Source organism: Agrococcus sp. KRD186 (assembly GCF_017168255.1).
Classification (GTDB): Bacteria; Actinomycetota; Actinomycetes; order Actinomycetales; family Microbacteriaceae; genus Agrococcus.
On sequence record NZ_JABFAP010000001.1, the window covers coordinates 2,051,285 to 2,066,518 of the forward strand.

Here is a 15,234-nt window from a genome sequence, read left to right on the forward strand (position 1 = left end):
CAGCGCCGGCGTCAGCGTGGGTCGTGGATGAAGACGCCCTCGCGGTGCAGCTCAACGAAGCGGTACTGGTCGATCGCTGATGCGAGATCAGCGAAGTGCTCATCGACAAGAGTGAGCAAAGCCGAGGTGGAGATGTTGCCGCACGTCACGATGAGGAGTCGTGCGGGCTGCCCGCGCGTCAGGTGAAGGACTCGGAAGTCGTCGTCCTTGGTCACCACGACCCGGCCTTCACGGTCGGCAATGGCGGCGATCTGCGGGTCGCTCAGAGTCGTGCCGCCCGGGTACTGCTTCACGTGTCGGGCGTCGTGACCGCGGTTGCTCAAGTGCTCAGCGAGCCGAGCGGGCAACTGCTGATCGATGAGGAACTCAGTCACGCCTGCCCAGAGCTCCGCTGCACAGCCAGGCGGTCAGGCGACGAATCGCTCGATGCGACCGGCGGAATCGAGGGCCGCGAACTCGAGCACCGCGAGGATGTCGTCGCGTTCGAGTTCGTCATAGTCGGCGAGGATCTCTTCGTACGTCATCCCGGATGCCAGCAGCTCCAGGACGTCTCGCACCCGTATGCGCATGCCGCGGATCGTCGGCTTGCCGTGGCTGATCTCCGGATTCACGGTGATCCGGTCGAGTCGGCTGGGTCCGGCGAGCATGGCGCCATCCTCCCACCCCGGCCTCACTTCCGCACCCATCCGATGAAACCCACCGCAGTTGCCGCACCGTAGGGGGAGGCCAGCGGCACCAAGTGGGGCACCGTGCACGCCTGCAAGAGGTTCGAAGCCCTGGCAGCCATCCTCACCGACCTCTGCATCGGCGCCACCCGCGCCCCCGAGCGCCTGATCGCGCTCACCTCGCTCGACGAGATCGCGCAGCGATTCGCTCACGCGCGACCCGCATGGTTTCGCGTCCGTCGACCAGTTCGACCCGGCCATTCTCGATATCGCTGATTCGGCGACGCAGGTCTACCTGCCAAGCCGCGTCAAGCACGGGGTCGATGGCCGCGTCGCCTTCAACGCTCGCCATCACTGCATCGGCGAGCCTGACCCGATCAGCCGGCGCGAGTTCTCGCGCCGCCTCGATCAGATCCGCCAACGTCATGTCTCGAATGTACGGCGCTCACGCGGCACCCGCCCGGGCCAGTTCACCGGCTGTGCATAACCGCCCGCGCGCTCAGCTCATCACCGGCGTCGAGTACGCCGACTTCTATCGCGACGATGAGGATGAGGAGCTCGCCGGCGCCATCCGCCGCTACCGCGACGCCGATGAGCAGGATGCCCTGCTGCTGCAGGCGCTCGAGACGCTCTGGGCCGACGGCTGGGATCCGCACGAGATCCTCGTCCTCTCGCCCCGCCGCAGGTCGGCGGCCCACCGCGCCTTCGGGGAGACGACGGATGCGTCACCGCAGTCGGGCGCGACCCACGGCATCCGCTGGGGCACCGTGCACCGCTACAAGGGCCTCGAATCCCCGGTGGTCATCGTCACCGACGTCGACGGCCGCTCCCCCGGCTGGGAGGACCTCCTCTACGTCGGCATGACCCGCGCCACCGAGCGCCTGATCGTGCTCACCTCTCTGGAGGAGCTGCACGAGCGGATGTGAACCACCCGCAATCTGTACAGTTCGATCCTCGCAATCTGTACAGTTCTACTGTTTAGTAGAACTATGGTTCTACATTTTGGTGGAATCTCAGTTCCACCGTTCGGTAGAGTTGGCCTGAGGGGGTGCGTGTTGCGAGAAACCGATGCGGTGTGGCGCGTGCTCGTCGACGCCGCCCTCGATGGCCGACGAGCCTGGAAGAACACGGGCGACCTGGCCTGGGAAGCAGGCGTCGGAGAGAAGCTCGCCTACAAGGCACTCACTCGACCGATCCAGATCGGCGCCGTGACGCGACACCCAGCTGGCGGCTTCAGTGTCACTGACCCCGAGCGCGTTCTGACGCTGTTCGCTGCAGCGCGATCGCTGCGCGCTGCGACGCGCACGCAGTTCGACGCTGCACAGAAGCTGGCAGCCGACACCGAGAAGTACGCGATCGGCGGCACTCGTGCCGCAGTCCAACATCTCGGCGGCCTGAACACGATCGCTGATCACGCACCCGCAATCCTCTACCTCCCGATGAGCGTTGCACTCGACGACCTTCCCCCGGGCGAGGAAGCTCTGGTGCTCGCGGTGGAGTCGAAGACACTCGACGAATGGCGCAGCGGATTCACCAGCGCCGCCCAGACCTATGCGGATCTCTTCGCTCAACCCGGGTGGCAGGCCAGCGAGTTCCGCCGCGCACTCTGGCGCGCATGGTTCAGCGTTGATGACTGGTCGAGGGCGGAGGCGGCAGATGGCTGATGTGCCGATCGACGACGAGGCTCATCTCGTTGAAGTGCTCGACTTCCTCGGGCAGGAGCTCGAACCCTCGATCCTCATCGGAGGCTGGGCGACCGTCCATCGTGTCGGCGGGGAGATCAGCCATGACATCGACCTCATCATCGCTTCTCACGAGGTGCGGCAGCAGCTCGAAGCAACGCTGACGGGCCTATCGAAGTCAAGTCATCTTCAAGGCACGAAGTGGCGTGGGGAGTTCGACGGCATCCACGTCGACGTGTATATCCCCCACCAGTCACAGCTCGGCGGCAAGCTCCGACTCCGTGTTGAAGAACTCGCCAAGCACACTGACGAACTCGGCCATGGTGCATGGCGGCTGCTGACGATCGAAGCCCACACCATCTCGAAGATGGCAGCGTTGCTCGATCGTCCGGACACGGAGAAGGGCGCGAAGGATGCCCGTGAGATCCTTCGGCTTCTCGACAAGGGCGTCGACGCCCGAGTCGCGTGCGAAATTCTTGCCTCGGCAACCGCTGGCCCCGCGCAGGATCTGCCTGGCCATGTCGCGAAGCTGTTCGACTTGATCGGACCGCGAGCCAAGCCCAGCAAGACTCAGCAGAAGGCGCTCCAGTCCTGGCGACGCGAGTGGAACGCGGCAATCAAGACTGCGATTGCGCCGCAGGAGCGCGCCCGCCCCGAGCTCACGTAGTAACTGGCTCCCAGCCCCCACGCCTGTCCCCGTCCGGCACCAGCGATGCGTTGCCGTCGTCGGCCCAGAGCATGACCGATCCAAACGCGCCAGCGTGGTCGAGGAACGACGCCACAACCTGGTCGAGCGACCCGATGGCACGCTCGGCCACCGCCTCATCCGCGGTGACGACGACAGCCGTCACCGCGCGATCGCCGTCGGCGATCCGGACGTTGATCACGGTCGCCGCGCCCGCGTCCCCATGCTCGGGCGTTGTCCGCCCCGCGAGCAGCGCCTCGATCGCATCCCACAGCGCGCCGACCGCCAAAGACGGCAGCAGTGGAAGAGCGATGTCGACGGAGATCAGAGGGTCGGGATCGAACGCGAACTGCAGCGCGCGCTGCACCTGCATCCCGTCGGGATCGACACCGCGCGCGAGCAGGCGCTGCTCTGCCTCGATGAGCACCGCATCCGCGAACCACGCGTGATCCGCGCTGAGCGACAGGGCTGCGTCATCGCGGTGCACACGCTGCGCATCGCGAGCGATCGGCATCTTCAGGCTCGCCGACAGCGGATGGATCTCCCACAGCCACTGGTCGTCCCCCTTGTGTCGGGCAGTGACGAATCGCAGCAAGCTGACACCGTCTTCGCGGTCCACCACGTCGACCCGGAGACTGCGCATGCGCACCCGGTTGTCGTGGTGCGCATGCAGCGAGACCTCGCCCGCGGTCACCCGTCGGGCGAAGTCCTCCAGGGCTTCCCGCGGGATCCTGAGACCGCCGTACGCCCGAATCGGCGCATCCGTCATGAGAATCCCGCCGGCTTTACGCCACTCTGCGTCCATGCCGCGAGCATGGCCCGGGGCACCCACACGTCTGCGGTCGCGTTCTTCCGCGCGAGTTGTCGCGCCCGTTCATTCTGCAATCTTCGGCCTAGGCCGCCTGCAGTTCCCGCCCCACTGCACCTGCAATCTCCGCCCTAGGAGTCCTGCAATCTCCGCCCTAGTGCTAGGCTCGCATGCGTGCCTGCACTGTCCACCTCCGAACGCCGCTACCGTCCGCGGCTGATCGATTCGAGCCTCGCACGAGCCCTCGAGACTGCTGGCGCTGTGGTGATCGAGGGCGCGCGAGCGACTGGCAAGACAATGACCGCGCTGCACGCCGCTCGCTCGCACGTCTTCCTCGACGAGCCGGAGGCGCAGCAGGCGCTGACCATCGCACCCCGTTCACTCTTGGACGGCGATACACCCCGACTGCTCGACGAATGGCAGGTTGCTCCAGAGCTCTGGAACCTGGTGCGACGCGCGGTCGACGCTCGCGAGCAGCCGGGCCAGTTCATCTTGACCGGATCCGCAGTGCCTGCGGACGACGCGACGCGGCATACTGGGGCCGGCCGGTTCCTGCGGCTGCGGCAGCGCACGATGACATGGCACGAGAAGTTCGGTTCGTCTGCCGACGGCGTGAGCATCGCCAGCCTGTTCGACGGCGACCACCCATCCGCCGACCTGCAGGTATCGATCGAAATCGATCAGCTCGTCGACCAGCTGCTGCGCCCCGGCTTCCCCGCGATGACCGATCTCAGCATCGAGCAGTCTGCCGAACGATTGCGTGCGTACATCGACGACGTCGCACGCACCGACGTCCACCGTCTTGCCGATCTCCGCCACGAGCCGGATGTGATCAAGCAGCTCATCACCGCGCTTGCTCGCTCCGTCGCTTCCGATGTCACCTTCGCCACGCTCGCCGCTGACGTCCGCTCGTTCGCTCCGGCGATCACCGCGGACACGGTGAGCACCTACGTCGGTCTGCTCGAGCGGCTCTTCATCGTCGAGCGCCAGTTGGCCTGGTCGCCCAAGCTCCGCTCGCGAGCGCGCGTGCGACAGTCCCCGAAGCTGCACCTGGTCGATCCTGCACTTGCCGCTGCAGCTCTCGGTGCTGCACCCCGAACACTGCTCCGAGATCTGACCACCGTCGGCACGCTCTTCGAGAGCGCGGCCACGCACGACCTGACGGTCTTCGCGTCAACCCTGGGCGGTGAGGTGCGGCACTACCGTGACTCCAACGGCAAGGAGATCGATGCGGTGATCACGCTTCCCGACGGTAGGTGGGGCGCTGTCGAGATCAAGCTCGGGGCGACGCAGTTCGCCGCCGCCGCTGACGGCCTGCGAGGCGTCGTAGAGCAGATCGACGTCGCAGCAGTAGGGGCGCCAGCGTTCCGGCTCGTCGTCACCGGCACCGGCCCGACCCTCACGGCCGATGACGGCACGGTCACCGCACCGTTGCAGGCGCTGACGCCGTGACACCGTGACACCGAACGCGTACCGCTCGAGTAACGCGTTCAACGATTGCGCGTGCCTCGTCCTGCGCCGTCTCAGCCCGACCAGTCGCCGATCCGCCGCAGGATCCCAGCGGCCGTCAGCCCGTGGGCGGCAGCGTGCTCGGCCGGCGTGCCGTAGTGCCGCAGCTCCCGCCGGGCGGTGCCGATGGCCAAGTAGCGGCGCGGGGCATCGTCGAGCAGCTCGGCGACGGCACCGAGCGAGGTGCCCTCGAGCCACGGCTCGACCACGACGACCTGCGGCCCGGCATGCGCGCGCAGCGCCGCCACGTCGAGCGGACGCACCGTCGCAGAGGCGAGCACCGTCGCATCGAGCGCTGCGGCCGCGGCGAGGGCCGCGTCGCGCACCGGTCCGAGCGCCACGATCGTCACGGGGCCGCGCCCCTGCCGCAGCACGTGCACCCGCGCAGGGTCCGGTAGCTCGAGCGCGTCGGTCTGCTCCGAGAGCCGCACGTAGTGCAGCCCGGTGGCGGCCACGGCGGCGCGGATCACCGATTCGGCTTCCGCCGCCGTCGCCGGCGCGTGGATCACCATCCCGGGAACCGTCGCCGCCAGCGCCACATCTCCCGGCCCCTGGTGGGTGCGCCCGAGCGTCGACATGTCGAACGATCCGCCGGTGCTGACGAGCACACCCCCCACCCCTTGGTGCGCGAAGTCGAGCTTGATCTGCTCGAACGCCCGCTCGAGCAGGAACGGCGCGAAGGTGTGCACGATGGGCCGGATCCCGTTCAGCGCCATGCCCGCCCCGGTGCTCACCAGCAGCTGCTCGCGAATGCCGACGTTGATCACGCGGCGCGGATGCGCATGGGCGGCCTGACCGAAGTACTGGCCCGAGATCTCGGCGTAGACGAGCGCCAGGTCGTCCCGCTCGTCGAGCAGCTCGGTGACCACCTGCCCGAACCGGGCACGGGGCCCGGTGGCGACAACCGCGCTCATGCGGCGGCTCCGTACTTGCGCTCGACCTGCGCGACCACGGCGGTCGGCACCCCGTGCACCCGGCGTGCCAACGCATCCGCCAACTCGTCGTGGTCGCGCCCGTCGACGCGGCGCGCATCCCATCCGTTGGCCGCGAGTCGACGTTCGATGCGCCCGTGCACACCGTAGGAGGAGGAGTCGTTGTCGATCACCACCAGGGTGAGGCCCTCGAGCCCCACGGCGCCGGCGTACTCGACGGCCTCGATGGCGGAGCCCTCATCCATCTCGGCGTCGCCGGCGAGCACGATGACACGCGCGGGGCTGCCGCGTGCGGCAAGCGCGTGCGCGGCGCCGACCCCCAGCGGCAGTCCGTGCCCGAGCGATCCGCTGGAGATCTCGACGCCCGGGATGAGCAGGTGGTCGGGGTGCTGGCCCAGCGGCGAGTCGAAGGCGCCGAAGCCGTCGAGCCAGTCGGTCGGGAAGTACCCGTGCGCGGCGAGCGTCGCGTAGTAGGCCATCGGCCCGTGCCCCTTGCTGAGGTAGAAGCGATCGCGGTGGGGGTCGTCGAGCCGCTGCGGCGAGAGGTCGAGGATGCGGCCGTAGAGCACGTGCAGCACGTCGAGCGTGGAGGTGGCGGCGGCCGTGTGCTTCTCGTCGCCGGTCAGCCGCGTCATCAGCTGCGCGATGCGATCACGGGTGACAGATGAGGTGACGGATGCGGTGCCGGGCTTGGTGAGGATTGCCATGCACACAGGTTCCAACTTCAAGGTAGCTTGAAGTCAAGCGGCGTGTCGGGCCGCTCACCCGATGCGAGGAGAACGACCATTGGAAACTGCGCACGACTTGACGATCGGGCAGCTCGCCGACCGCTCGGGCGTCGCGACCTCAGCGCTGCGCTACTACGAGGAGCGCAAGCTGATCCGCTCGCATCGCACCACGGGCAACCAGCGGCGTTACGCGCAGGCGACGCTGCGGCGCGTGGCGTTCATCCGGGCGGCGCAGAACGTGGGGCTCAGCCTCGACGAGATCGGGGCGGCGCTCGCATCGCTGCCCGAGGGGCGCACGCCGACCAAGCGCGACTGGCACCAGCTCTCGCGCGAGTGGCGGCCGCGGCTCGACGAGCAGGTGGAGCGGCTCGTCCGGCTGCGCGACAAGCTCGACGGCTGCATCGGCTGCGGCTGCCTGAGCCTCAAGGCGTGCGCGCTCTACAACCCCGACGACGAGCTGCGTGCGGAAGGCACCGGCGGCGTGCTGCTCGAGCCGGGCCACGACCGCGACGTGCGCGCCCGCCGCACCGGCCGCTGAGCGCTCAGACGCCCGCGTCCTTGCGCGACGCCCGCACTAGGCCTCGGGAGCGGCGGCGATGCAGGAGTCGTGATCGGCCATGCCAGCGACGTAGCCGACGAGGCACAATCGTGGCCGAGCGCCTCAGCCCTCCCCGCCCAGCTGCCCCGTCATCCGGTCGCGCATCGACGTCGACGCGGCGTTCAGCCCGTGCAGCTCGACGGTCTTGCCGAGCCGCGCGTACTTGGTCTCGATCGCGTCGAGGGCGGCAACGGTGGATGCGTCCCAGATGTGCGAGCGCGACAGGTCGATGACGACGCGGTCGGGATCGTCGGTGTACGCGAACTGCGTCGTCAGGTCGTTCGACGAGGCGAAGAAGAACTCTCCCTCGACGACGTACCGCACGGTGCCGCCGGTGCCTCCTGTGCCGTCGCCGCCCTCGGTGCCGGCCGAGGCATCCGTCACCGTTCTCGTCACCGACTGGAAGTGCGCCACGCGGCGCGCGAAGAGCACCATCGCGGCGATCACGCCGACGATCACCCCGATCGCGAGGTTGTGCGTGGCCACGACGACCGCGACGGTCACGACCATCACGAGCGTCTCTGACACGGGCATCCGCTTCAATGTCGACGGCGTGATGGAGTGCCAGTCGAACGTGCCGACCGAGACCATGATCATCACGGCCACGAGCGCCGCCATCGGGATGAGCCCGACGACGTCGCCGAGGGCGACCACCAGGATCAGCAGGAAGAGGCCGGCCAGGAAGGTCGAGATGCGCGAGCGGGCGCCCGATGCCTTCACGTTGATCATCGTCTGGCCGATCATGGCGCAGCCGCCCATGCCGCCGAAGAAGCCCGAGAGCACGTTCGCGACGCCCTGCGCCCACGACTCGCGCGTCTTGTTCGAGTGTGTGTCGGTGATGTCGTCGACGAGCTTCGCGGTCATGAGCGACTCCATGAGGCCGACGAGCGCCATCGCGATCGCGGTCGGCCCGATGATGCCGAGCGTCTCGAGGTTCAGCGGCACATCCGGGAAGAAGAGCTCTGGCAGCGAGCGCGGGAGCTCGCCCTGGTCGGCGACGTTCGGCACGCCCCAGCCGAACAGCAGTACGGCAGCGCTCAGCAGCACGATCGCCACGAGCGGCGCCGGCACCACCTTCGTGAGGCGCGGCATCACGACCATGATCACGATGCCCACCGCCACCAGCGGGTAGACGAGCCACGGCACGCCTACCAGGTGCGGGATCTGCGCGAGGAAGATGAGGATGGCGAGCGCGTTGACGAAGCCGACCATGACGCTCCGCGGGATGAAGCGCATGAGCTTCGCCACGCCCAGCACGCCGAGCACCACCTGGATGACGCCCGCGAGCAGCACGGTGGCGATGAAGTAGTCGAAGCCGTAGTCACGCATGATCGGCGCGATGACGAGCGCGATCGCGCCGGTCGCGGCGGTGATCATCGCGGGCCGGCCGCCGAGGAAGGCGATCGAGACCGCCATGACGAACGACGAGAAGAGGCCGACCTGCGGGTCGACGCCGGCGATGATCGAGAACGAGATCGCCTCGGGGATGAGCGCCATCGCGACGACCAGGCCGGCGAGCGCCTCGCGGGTGAGCAGGCGCGGATTGCGCAGCACGGTCATGACAGATGGGTTGTCTCGGTACCGCGCGCGGCGGTCGAGTGCGGGGGTGCTGATGGCCAAGGGGACTCCTCGGGTCGGTGCTCGCGCAGGCGTGCCGCAGCGAAGGGGACAAGAGTGCGGTGCGCGTCGTCGCGCGGGGCCGTCCAGCCGAGCGGGCCAGAATGGACAGCGGGGTCGCCGGAGCGACCAACGAGAACTCTACCCTAACGTGATAGTAGAGTTGAAGAAGGAACCTCATGACCGACGACACCGCACACGCAGACGACGACCGCGCCGCCACGATGCACATCGGCGAGCTCGCCGAGCGCACCGGGCTCTCGCTGCGCTCGCTGCGGCACTGGGACGAGGTCGGGCTCGTGCAGGCATCGGGCCGCACCGAGGGCGGCTTCCGCCTCTACACGGCGGCCGACGAGCAGCGCGTGCGGCTGATCATGAGCATGAAGGCGTTCGGATTCTCGCTCGAAGAGCTGGCTGAGCTGACCGACGCCATCGAGGCCTCCCCCGCCGATCCGCTGGCGACGCTTGCGGCCGAGCGCGCCGAATGGTTCCGCACCGAGATGCGCGCGCGGCGCGACAAGCTCGCGCGCCAGCTCACCGCTGCCGACGAGGTGCTGCAGCGCATCGAGCCCGACGCACCCTGAACTCGAGCGCGGCACCCTCTCGCTGGCTGAGGAGCGCGCGACCGTAGGCCGCGCGCGTCTCGAAGCCCCTACACCTTGCGGAAGTGGCGCCGGATCCGATCCGCCTGCTCACGCGTGAGGTGCCACTCGGTGCCGATCTCGTGCCCCTCGAACGGCCCGCCGCCATCGGCGGGGTTGCGCAGGAAGCCGCGGATCTGCCGCACCTTGCGGTCCATGCCCAGCTCGCGCGACAGTTCCACCGGTGTGATCGTCGACTCGTCCATACGCCGAGGCTATCGCCACGGAAGGAGCGCGATCATTGCGGCTGCAACTGGCGAACGCGGCAGATGTGACGATTTCCCCACAGTCCAGCATGTGGCGATATCCCCACAGTCCAGCGTGCAGACGGGTTCGCCGCCCGGCGGCTCGCGCGCATGCGCCGCATCGCGGCGCGCACGGATGAGGCGGATGCGGTGGCGCGCTTCATCGCGGAGCTGCGGAGCGCTACTCCCGCCGCCCGCGCCTGCAGCAGGAGTTCGATCGCGCGGGTCTGCCGTAACCCGTCATGTTGCAATCGTCGGCTTAGGCCTCCTGCAATCATCGGCTGAGAAGCTCGCCATCGACGGCAGCGTGAGGGGCACGATGCACCGCTACAAGGGCGTCGAATCGCCGGTGGTCGTCGTCACCGACGTCGACTGCGCCTCGCCTCGAGGAGTTGCGCCAGCGGATGTGAACGGGGCATCCGACGGCAGCCACGTACTGCTGCGTTCGTCCCAGATCGTCACCGACTCGGACGCGCTGGACGAGGCGGCGCGCTCCAGGACGGTCGCCACCGCCTGGTCGAGCGACCCGATGGCGCGCTGCGCCACAGCCTCATCCGCGGTCACCACGACGGCAGTCACCGCTCTGTCGCCATCGGTGATCCTGACGTTGACGACGCTCGCCGCGCCCGCGTCGCCGTGCGCAGGCGTGGTCCGTCCGGCGAGGAGCACCTCGATGGCAGCCCACAGCGCGCCCGCTCCGAGGGAGGTCAGCGAAGGAAGAGCGATGTCGACCAAGATCCAAGGCTCGGGTTCGGACGCGAACTGCAGCGCACGCTGCACCTGCAGCCCGTCGGACTCGACCCCGCTCGCGAGCAGGCACTGCTCGGCCTCGATGAGCACCGCATCCTCGAACCACGCGTGATCCGCGCTGAGCGACAGGGCTGCGTCATCGCGGTGCACACGCTGCGCATCGCGAGCGAGCGGCATCTTCAGGCTCGCTGACAGCGGATGGATCGCCCACAGCCACTGGTCGTCACCCTTGTGCCGGTCGGTGACGAATCGCAGCATGCTGACACCGTCTTCACGGTCGACGACGTCGACCCGGAGATTGCGCATGCGCACCCGGTTGTCGTGGTGCGCATGCAGCGAGACCTCGCCCGCGGTCACCCGGCGGGCGAATTCCTCCAGGGCTTCCCGAGGGATCCTGAGACCGCCGTACGCCCGAATCGGCGCATCCGTCATGAGAATCCCGCCGGCTTTGCGCCACTCCGCATCCATGCCGCGATCGTGGCATCAGGCGCCCACATGCCTGCTGACGCGTGCTCCACGCCTGGCCCGCCCGCCCCGCGTCTGCATGACATTTTCGAGCACCGCTCGCCTTCCACCAGGTGGCGGGTTACCCTCCGAGCAGTGCACCGATGCAGGAGGAGCCGATGCCCCACGACCTCACCCCCGAGCGCCTCGAGCTGCTCGACCGCCTCGCCGCCATGCCGTCGCCGACGCGGGTGCTGCTCGCAGCGCTCGAGCATCGGGAGCCGCTGACGCAGGCGCTGCTGAGGGGCTCCTCGACCGGGTTCCCGACGGCGACCTGCCGCAGCTGGCCGAAGCGGTCGTCCGCCACCTGCCCGACGAGGGGGCCGATGAGCTCGGGCAGCTGCTCATGCTGCAGGCCCCGCACCTGATCGAGCAGCACGCCGACGAGCTCGACGACGTCCCCTACATCTGGCCGGTCGACCCACGGGATGGCGACCGCTCGCTCGTCGGCCTGCCTCCGCACCACATCGTCATCCGCGAGGGCCTGGTCGACGATTCGAGCATCGAGCACAGCGTGCGCATCGGTCACTCCGCGCAGTGGCAGGCGCTGGCCTCGCCCGACCCCACCGACCAGCCGTCCGCGCCGTCGATCGGCGAGGGCAGGGTCGGCGGTCTCGCCGATGGCCTCTGCTCGGCCTGCGGCTGGCGGTTGCACCGCGTGCTCGAGCTCGGCACCTTCCCCGGGGTCGACGACGGCACGGTGCCGGCCCAGATCGTCGCCTGCCCCAACATGCCGTGCATGTGGACGGGCCAGTTCTTCTCGCATGCCGACGACGCACCCGTCTCGATGCCGCGCGTGAACTATTTCCCCGACGCCGGCATGCCGGTCCCCGATCCGGTGCCCGATCTGCCCGCGACGTTCCACCCCACCCGGCCGCGCTGGCACGTGCAGGATTGGGGTCTGGGCGGCAACCTCAACCGCGTCGGTGGTGTCGGCAGCTGGGTGCAGGACATGATCTATCCGACCTGCCCCACCTGCGCGCAGACGATGCCGATCGCCGCCCAGTTCGGCGCGTTCACCCCCTTCGAGGGCTCCTACGGCTGGGAGCGCTGGACCGAGGGCATCATCTACGCCTTCTGGTGCCGCGACTGCCGCATCAGCGCGGTCACCAGCCAGCAGACCTGACGACGAAGACGACGGATGCGGTGCCGTCGCCCGCGCACACCGTCACATAGGCGCGGGGCCGGTCGGGCACCGCGACCTCGCTCCTCCTCGGGCGAGCCCTACAGCGGCAGCGGGCGGCAGCCGTGTGCAGCCCGGGCGCCGTGGTTCGGCTGACAGCAGCGTGCCTTTCGCTTCGTTGTTCTGATTCGCGCGTCGGTAAGGTGCAGCGCGGCGATGCCGCCGTCGACTGTCACGGTGGTGCCGACGCTGGATCGGTTTCGCGGATGCGCGAGGTACGACCCGGCCAGGGCGACTTCTGCGGGGTCGACCATGCGACCGGTCGACTGGCGGGCCGACGCGCGCGTGGCCATCGACCGCGTGATGCAAATACGCGAAGCCGAGCTTCTGCCTACCGCTGTTGCGCTTGCCCGCGATACGGGCGAGCTTGCGATGACCGCCGCCGTCCGGGATGCGGCGCTGCTTCTTGATATCCACATGCACCAGCTCACCCGGACGGGAGACCTAGCGGACCGGCTTGGCCTTGCGCACCGGCAGCCCAATTGCGTGGTCGATCGTCCGCAGCAGCGACATCTTGAACCGCGCGAGCATCCGTCCGGCTGTCGAGCGTGCGATGCGCAGGTGGTAGCTGATGTTGTGCGGTCCCCAGCGGCGATTGAAGGGCAGGCCGATGATCCGCCGCTCCAGCCGCGTCGGCGTCCGATTCGGCGACGAGAGCGGCCGCGAGGAGCGGTCCGTCATCGGCTCGCCCGCCCGATACCGTGCCGCCCAACAACGGACCGTGCCGGAAGCGCGGTGAAACCGATCCGCGACGCGTTCGACGGGCCAACCATGTTCGACGACAAGCTGTGTCTGCCGAGCTCGGCGAAAAGGGCATTAGCGTGAGTCATGAAGGTCTCCGTGGCTGGACGTGCGTGTGGTTACCCACATCCATGGAGGCCTTCGCTCAGCTCACACCCTCACAACCTCCCGGGGAAGAACACCTAGTCAAGTGCGCGGGTGAGACTCGCCATCACGCTGGTGACGACTTCGCGCTTGTCAAATGGGCCAGGCATCCGGAATACACGAGCACCCCAGGCGGTGCGTCTTTCCTGCAAACCAGGCGCGGCAGATTCTTCCAGTAAAGCCTCGGCTGGCTGGCGGAAAACGCAGATCACCAGAGGTATCTCGCGCGCGTTGAGGTTCGCTTCCAAGAGGTGACGGCCGTATCGGATTTCTGCGTCCTCGACGTCTCGTTCTCCGCGGCTTGACCGCTTGACGATGTCGGTGAATCCCGTATGGGAGGCGAGAGCAACTGATTCGAAGTACGGACCATCCGGACGGTCGAAAACTCCGGCAGCAACGAGTCGTCCCATCTGCCGTTGGCCGACTCTCCCTTGATAGTAGTGACCGGCCTGCACACTCTCGGGTGCAGGATTGAGACCCACTATCATGGCTCGTGGGGATTGCGGCCAGACGTCCGCGAGCGTCACCACCTCGCGGCCCATCCAGTCGGTTCGTTCCTGATAGCCGATCACAATGCTCCCGGCAACTGCTCACATTCCAAGCAACTGGCGCTTCTTCGCCTCGTAGTCATCACTTGAGATCAGCCCCTCGTCACGCAATTCTGCGAAAGTTCTGAGTTGTTCTGCCAGATCTCGAACGGCAGGGGAACTCACCACCTGGTCACTCGGCGGGCTGATCGGTTTAGACGATGGAGGACCCGGCGCCCGATGTGCCGTCCACTGCGCTCCATCGAACCAGCGCCACGTCCCGCCGTGTGCGTGCCAACCTGCGGAAGCGGGCAACCGGCCCACCAGCCGCGACGGGGCGGAGCGCGGCTGAATGGCATCGCTGCTCACGTTTGTTTCGGAGCGCTCACGTCGCTGAACGTTAACTAGTTCGCCGTTCTGACCGCCATGCTCGACCATCGGATGGCCGCACGCATCGCACTTTCGCATGAGAGCGCCGACTAGTCCCAGCGACACCAAATTTGCGGTCCCACGAGCGGCCGACCGGCCGAGCCCGGTGAATGCGGTCCCCGTGCAAAGTTCACAGTCGCGGCATGCCGACCTAACTTGCACGCGAACTCTGGCCATGTTCGACATCGTACGGTCTTGGAAGGCGATTGGCATGGCAGGCTCATCGTCGCGATGCCTATCCCGCGACCATGTCCCTCCGCACGTGCGCCAGTCGCCGCAGCTGGCCGAGCAGATCGAGCGCCTCCAGCGCCTACCTCTACATCGCGTTCGAGCCCGTGTTCGGCGCCGACCGTCCCGACGAGCAGGGCATCGCCGAGGTGCGACAGATCTCCGAACCGGCTCGCGTCAGTGGAAGTCGATACTGTCCGACACAGGCTACGTAGTGGGAGGAAATCATCGACGAAGTTGCAACTTTGATGCCGGCGGTGGGCAGCGCAGTCGCCAGCGCTATCGTCGGTTCCGGTGTCACCTACTCGCTGAGCCGCCGCCGAGACATCGCTCGTGACCGTCGTGCACATGTTCGCGAGGCAGCGTCTGAATTGCGCGACGCACTTATTGCGCTCCGTCAGGTCATCGACGATTCGCCTGGACCCCGCGGCGTCACGTCACGCATGGTGCTCGACGCAATGCGGCGCTGGGCCCTCGCTCATGACCGTTGGAGTGCCTGGTTCCCGGCTACGGCAACTCACTTGGACCGAAGCGTCGGCGCAGCAACTGGCGAACACTTCGGGGCGATTGGCCGTGCGCATCGGATCACGGAGTGGTCCGACGCCGCACTAGCGGGAG

At 67.9% G+C, this 15,234-nt stretch carries 20 protein-coding genes; 8 read left to right on the top strand and 12 right to left on the bottom strand.

From position 1 onward, the window contains the following. Nucleotides 1–11: 11 nt before the first annotated feature. From J1M46_RS09945 to J1M46_RS09955, 3 genes are all read right to left on the bottom strand, one after another. Nucleotides 12–374 carry a DUF5615 family PIN-like protein gene (locus tag J1M46_RS09945; protein ID WP_206447654.1) on the bottom strand — a complete coding sequence of 121 codons (363 nt, stop codon included), beginning with the start codon at nucleotides 372–374 and terminating at the stop codon, nucleotides 12–14. A 33-nt stretch (nucleotides 375–407) separates the two neighbouring features. After that, nucleotides 408–647, bottom strand: coding sequence for a DUF433 domain-containing protein (locus tag J1M46_RS09950; protein WP_206447655.1), 240 nt, complete (start codon nucleotides 645–647; stop codon nucleotides 408–410). A 193-nt stretch (nucleotides 648–840) separates the two neighbouring features. Next, entirely contained in the window at nucleotides 841–1,092 is a 252-nt protein-coding gene (locus J1M46_RS09955; RefSeq protein WP_206447656.1) for an addiction module protein, read from the bottom strand. A gap of 52 nt (nucleotides 1,093–1,144) precedes the next feature. Here J1M46_RS09955 and J1M46_RS09960 point away from each other — a divergent pair, with 52 nt between their 5' ends. The 3 genes from J1M46_RS09960 (at nucleotide 1,145) to J1M46_RS09970 (ending at nucleotide 3,014) form a co-directional block, all read left to right on the top strand. Next, entirely contained in the window at nucleotides 1,145–1,591 is a 447-nt protein-coding gene (locus J1M46_RS09960; RefSeq protein WP_206447657.1) for an ATP-binding domain-containing protein, read from the top strand. Between the two features lie 129 nt (nucleotides 1,592–1,720). Continuing rightward, nucleotides 1,721–2,329, top strand: a complete 609-nt coding sequence (locus tag J1M46_RS09965; protein WP_206447658.1) for a hypothetical protein — start codon at nucleotides 1,721–1,723, stop codon at nucleotides 2,327–2,329. Then, complete coding sequence (locus J1M46_RS09970; protein ID WP_206447659.1) at nucleotides 2,322–3,014, top strand: hypothetical protein; 693 nt, start codon at nucleotides 2,322–2,324, stop codon at nucleotides 3,012–3,014. Before J1M46_RS09965 ends, J1M46_RS09970 begins: the two co-directional genes overlap by 8 nt. Here the strand turns inward: J1M46_RS09970 and J1M46_RS09975 are convergent. Beyond that, complete coding sequence (locus J1M46_RS09975; RefSeq protein ID WP_206447660.1) at nucleotides 3,007–3,837, bottom strand: hypothetical protein; 831 nt, start codon at nucleotides 3,835–3,837, stop codon at nucleotides 3,007–3,009. The two genes, J1M46_RS09970 and J1M46_RS09975, sit on opposite strands and share 8 nt — an antisense overlap. Before the next feature lie 177 nt (nucleotides 3,838–4,014). Here J1M46_RS09975 and J1M46_RS09980 point away from each other — a divergent pair, with 177 nt between their 5' ends. Beyond that, on the top strand, nucleotides 4,015–5,292 hold the full coding sequence (locus J1M46_RS09980; protein WP_206447661.1) for a DUF4143 domain-containing protein: 1,278 nt from the start codon (nucleotides 4,015–4,017) through the stop codon (nucleotides 5,290–5,292). A 71-nt stretch (nucleotides 5,293–5,363) separates the two neighbouring features. Here the strand turns inward: J1M46_RS09980 and J1M46_RS09985 are convergent, their stop codons facing one another. Both J1M46_RS09985 and J1M46_RS09990 read right to left on the bottom strand, forming a co-directional pair. Beyond that, complete coding sequence (locus J1M46_RS09985; RefSeq protein WP_206447662.1) at nucleotides 5,364–6,263, bottom strand: transketolase family protein; 900 nt, start codon at nucleotides 6,261–6,263, stop codon at nucleotides 5,364–5,366. Then, entirely contained in the window at nucleotides 6,260–6,988 is a 729-nt protein-coding gene (locus J1M46_RS09990; protein ID WP_206447663.1) for a transketolase, read from the bottom strand. The genes J1M46_RS09985 and J1M46_RS09990 overlap by 4 nt, the downstream gene beginning before the upstream one ends. A gap of 61 nt (nucleotides 6,989–7,049) precedes the next feature. Between J1M46_RS09990 and soxR the strand changes: the two genes are divergently transcribed. Beyond that, entirely contained in the window at nucleotides 7,050–7,547 is a 498-nt protein-coding gene (soxR, locus tag J1M46_RS09995) for a redox-sensitive transcriptional activator SoxR (protein ID WP_206447664.1), read from the top strand. A 123-nt stretch (nucleotides 7,548–7,670) separates the two neighbouring features. Here soxR and J1M46_RS10000 read toward each other — a convergent pair whose 3' ends face one another. Further along, complete coding sequence (locus tag J1M46_RS10000; protein WP_446698577.1) at nucleotides 7,671–9,227, bottom strand: SulP family inorganic anion transporter; 1,557 nt, start codon at nucleotides 9,225–9,227, stop codon at nucleotides 7,671–7,673. Between the two features lie 176 nt (nucleotides 9,228–9,403). Between J1M46_RS10000 and J1M46_RS10005 the strand changes: the two genes are divergently transcribed. Then, entirely contained in the window at nucleotides 9,404–9,808 is a 405-nt protein-coding gene (locus J1M46_RS10005) for a MerR family transcriptional regulator (protein ID WP_206447665.1), read from the top strand. Between the two features lie 68 nt (nucleotides 9,809–9,876). Here the strand turns inward: J1M46_RS10005 and J1M46_RS10010 are convergent, their stop codons facing one another. Beyond that, nucleotides 9,877–10,071 carry a hypothetical protein gene (locus J1M46_RS10010; RefSeq protein ID WP_206447666.1) on the bottom strand — a complete coding sequence of 65 codons (195 nt, stop codon included), beginning with the start codon at nucleotides 10,069–10,071 and terminating at the stop codon, nucleotides 9,877–9,879. Between the two features lie 366 nt (nucleotides 10,072–10,437). Then, nucleotides 10,438–11,328, bottom strand: a complete 891-nt coding sequence (locus J1M46_RS10015) for a hypothetical protein (RefSeq protein ID WP_206447667.1) — start codon at nucleotides 11,326–11,328, stop codon at nucleotides 10,438–10,440. A 155-nt stretch (nucleotides 11,329–11,483) separates the two neighbouring features. Here J1M46_RS10015 and J1M46_RS10020 point away from each other — a divergent pair, with 155 nt between their 5' ends. Both J1M46_RS10020 and J1M46_RS10025 read left to right on the top strand, forming a co-directional pair. Continuing rightward, on the top strand, nucleotides 11,484–11,732 hold the full coding sequence (locus tag J1M46_RS10020) for a hypothetical protein (protein ID WP_206447668.1): 249 nt from the start codon (nucleotides 11,484–11,486) through the stop codon (nucleotides 11,730–11,732). Beyond that, nucleotides 11,711–12,490 carry a hypothetical protein gene (locus tag J1M46_RS10025; RefSeq protein WP_206447669.1) on the top strand — a complete coding sequence of 260 codons (780 nt, stop codon included), beginning with the start codon at nucleotides 11,711–11,713 and terminating at the stop codon, nucleotides 12,488–12,490. Before J1M46_RS10020 ends, J1M46_RS10025 begins: the two co-directional genes overlap by 22 nt. A 501-nt stretch (nucleotides 12,491–12,991) precedes the next feature. On the opposite strand, the gene J1M46_RS15925 is transcribed toward J1M46_RS10025, so the two are convergent. The 3 genes from J1M46_RS15925 to J1M46_RS15930 form a co-directional block, all read right to left on the bottom strand. Further along, nucleotides 12,992–13,228 (bottom strand): hypothetical protein, encoded by a 237-nt coding sequence (locus tag J1M46_RS15925; RefSeq protein WP_446698578.1) that lies wholly within the window; start codon nucleotides 13,226–13,228, stop codon nucleotides 12,992–12,994. A 242-nt stretch (nucleotides 13,229–13,470) separates the two neighbouring features. Then, nucleotides 13,471–14,004: a uracil-DNA glycosylase family protein gene (locus J1M46_RS10035; protein ID WP_342384344.1), complete on the bottom strand. Its 534-nt coding sequence runs from the start codon at nucleotides 14,002–14,004 to the stop codon at nucleotides 13,471–13,473. A gap of 18 nt (nucleotides 14,005–14,022) precedes the next feature. Further along, nucleotides 14,023–14,601: an SHOCT domain-containing protein gene (locus tag J1M46_RS15930; RefSeq protein ID WP_446698579.1), complete on the bottom strand. Its 579-nt coding sequence runs from the start codon at nucleotides 14,599–14,601 to the stop codon at nucleotides 14,023–14,025. Nucleotides 14,602–15,234 lie beyond the last annotated feature (633 nt).

Bases quoted from the DNA above. Each gene is read 5' to 3' on its own strand.
- soxR (WP_206447664.1), top strand. From the start codon at position 7,050: ATGCGAGGAGAACGACCATTGGAAACTGCGCACGACTTGACGATCGGG.
- J1M46_RS09950 (WP_206447655.1), bottom strand. From the start codon at position 647: ATGCTCGCCGGACCCAGCCGACTCGACCGGATCACCGTGAATCCGGAG.
- J1M46_RS09975 (WP_206447660.1), bottom strand. From the start codon at position 3,837: ATGGACGCAGAGTGGCGTAAAGCCGGCGGGATTCTCATGACGGATGCG.
- J1M46_RS10015 (WP_206447667.1), bottom strand. From the start codon at position 11,328: ATGGATGCGGAGTGGCGCAAAGCCGGCGGGATTCTCATGACGGATGCG.
- J1M46_RS09955 (WP_206447656.1), bottom strand. From the start codon at position 1,092: ATGACGTTGGCGGATCTGATCGAGGCGGCGCGAGAACTCGCGCCGGCT.
- J1M46_RS10025 (WP_206447669.1), top strand. From the start codon at position 11,711: ATGCTGCAGGCCCCGCACCTGATCGAGCAGCACGCCGACGAGCTCGAC.
- J1M46_RS15930 (WP_446698579.1), bottom strand. From the start codon at position 14,601: ATGCCAATCGCCTTCCAAGACCGTACGATGTCGAACATGGCCAGAGTT.
- J1M46_RS09985 (WP_206447662.1), bottom strand. From the start codon at position 6,263: ATGAGCGCGGTTGTCGCCACCGGGCCCCGTGCCCGGTTCGGGCAGGTG.
- J1M46_RS10010 (WP_206447666.1), bottom strand. From the start codon at position 10,071: ATGGACGAGTCGACGATCACACCGGTGGAACTGTCGCGCGAGCTGGGC.
- J1M46_RS10005 (WP_206447665.1), top strand. From the start codon at position 9,404: ATGACCGACGACACCGCACACGCAGACGACGACCGCGCCGCCACGATG.
- J1M46_RS09990 (WP_206447663.1), bottom strand. From the start codon at position 6,988: ATGGCAATCCTCACCAAGCCCGGCACCGCATCCGTCACCTCATCTGTC.
- J1M46_RS15925 (WP_446698578.1), bottom strand. From the start codon at position 13,228: ATGACGGACCGCTCCTCGCGGCCGCTCTCGTCGCCGAATCGGACGCCG.
- J1M46_RS09970 (WP_206447659.1), top strand. From the start codon at position 2,322: ATGGCTGATGTGCCGATCGACGACGAGGCTCATCTCGTTGAAGTGCTC.
- J1M46_RS10020 (WP_206447668.1), top strand. From the start codon at position 11,484: ATGCCCCACGACCTCACCCCCGAGCGCCTCGAGCTGCTCGACCGCCTC.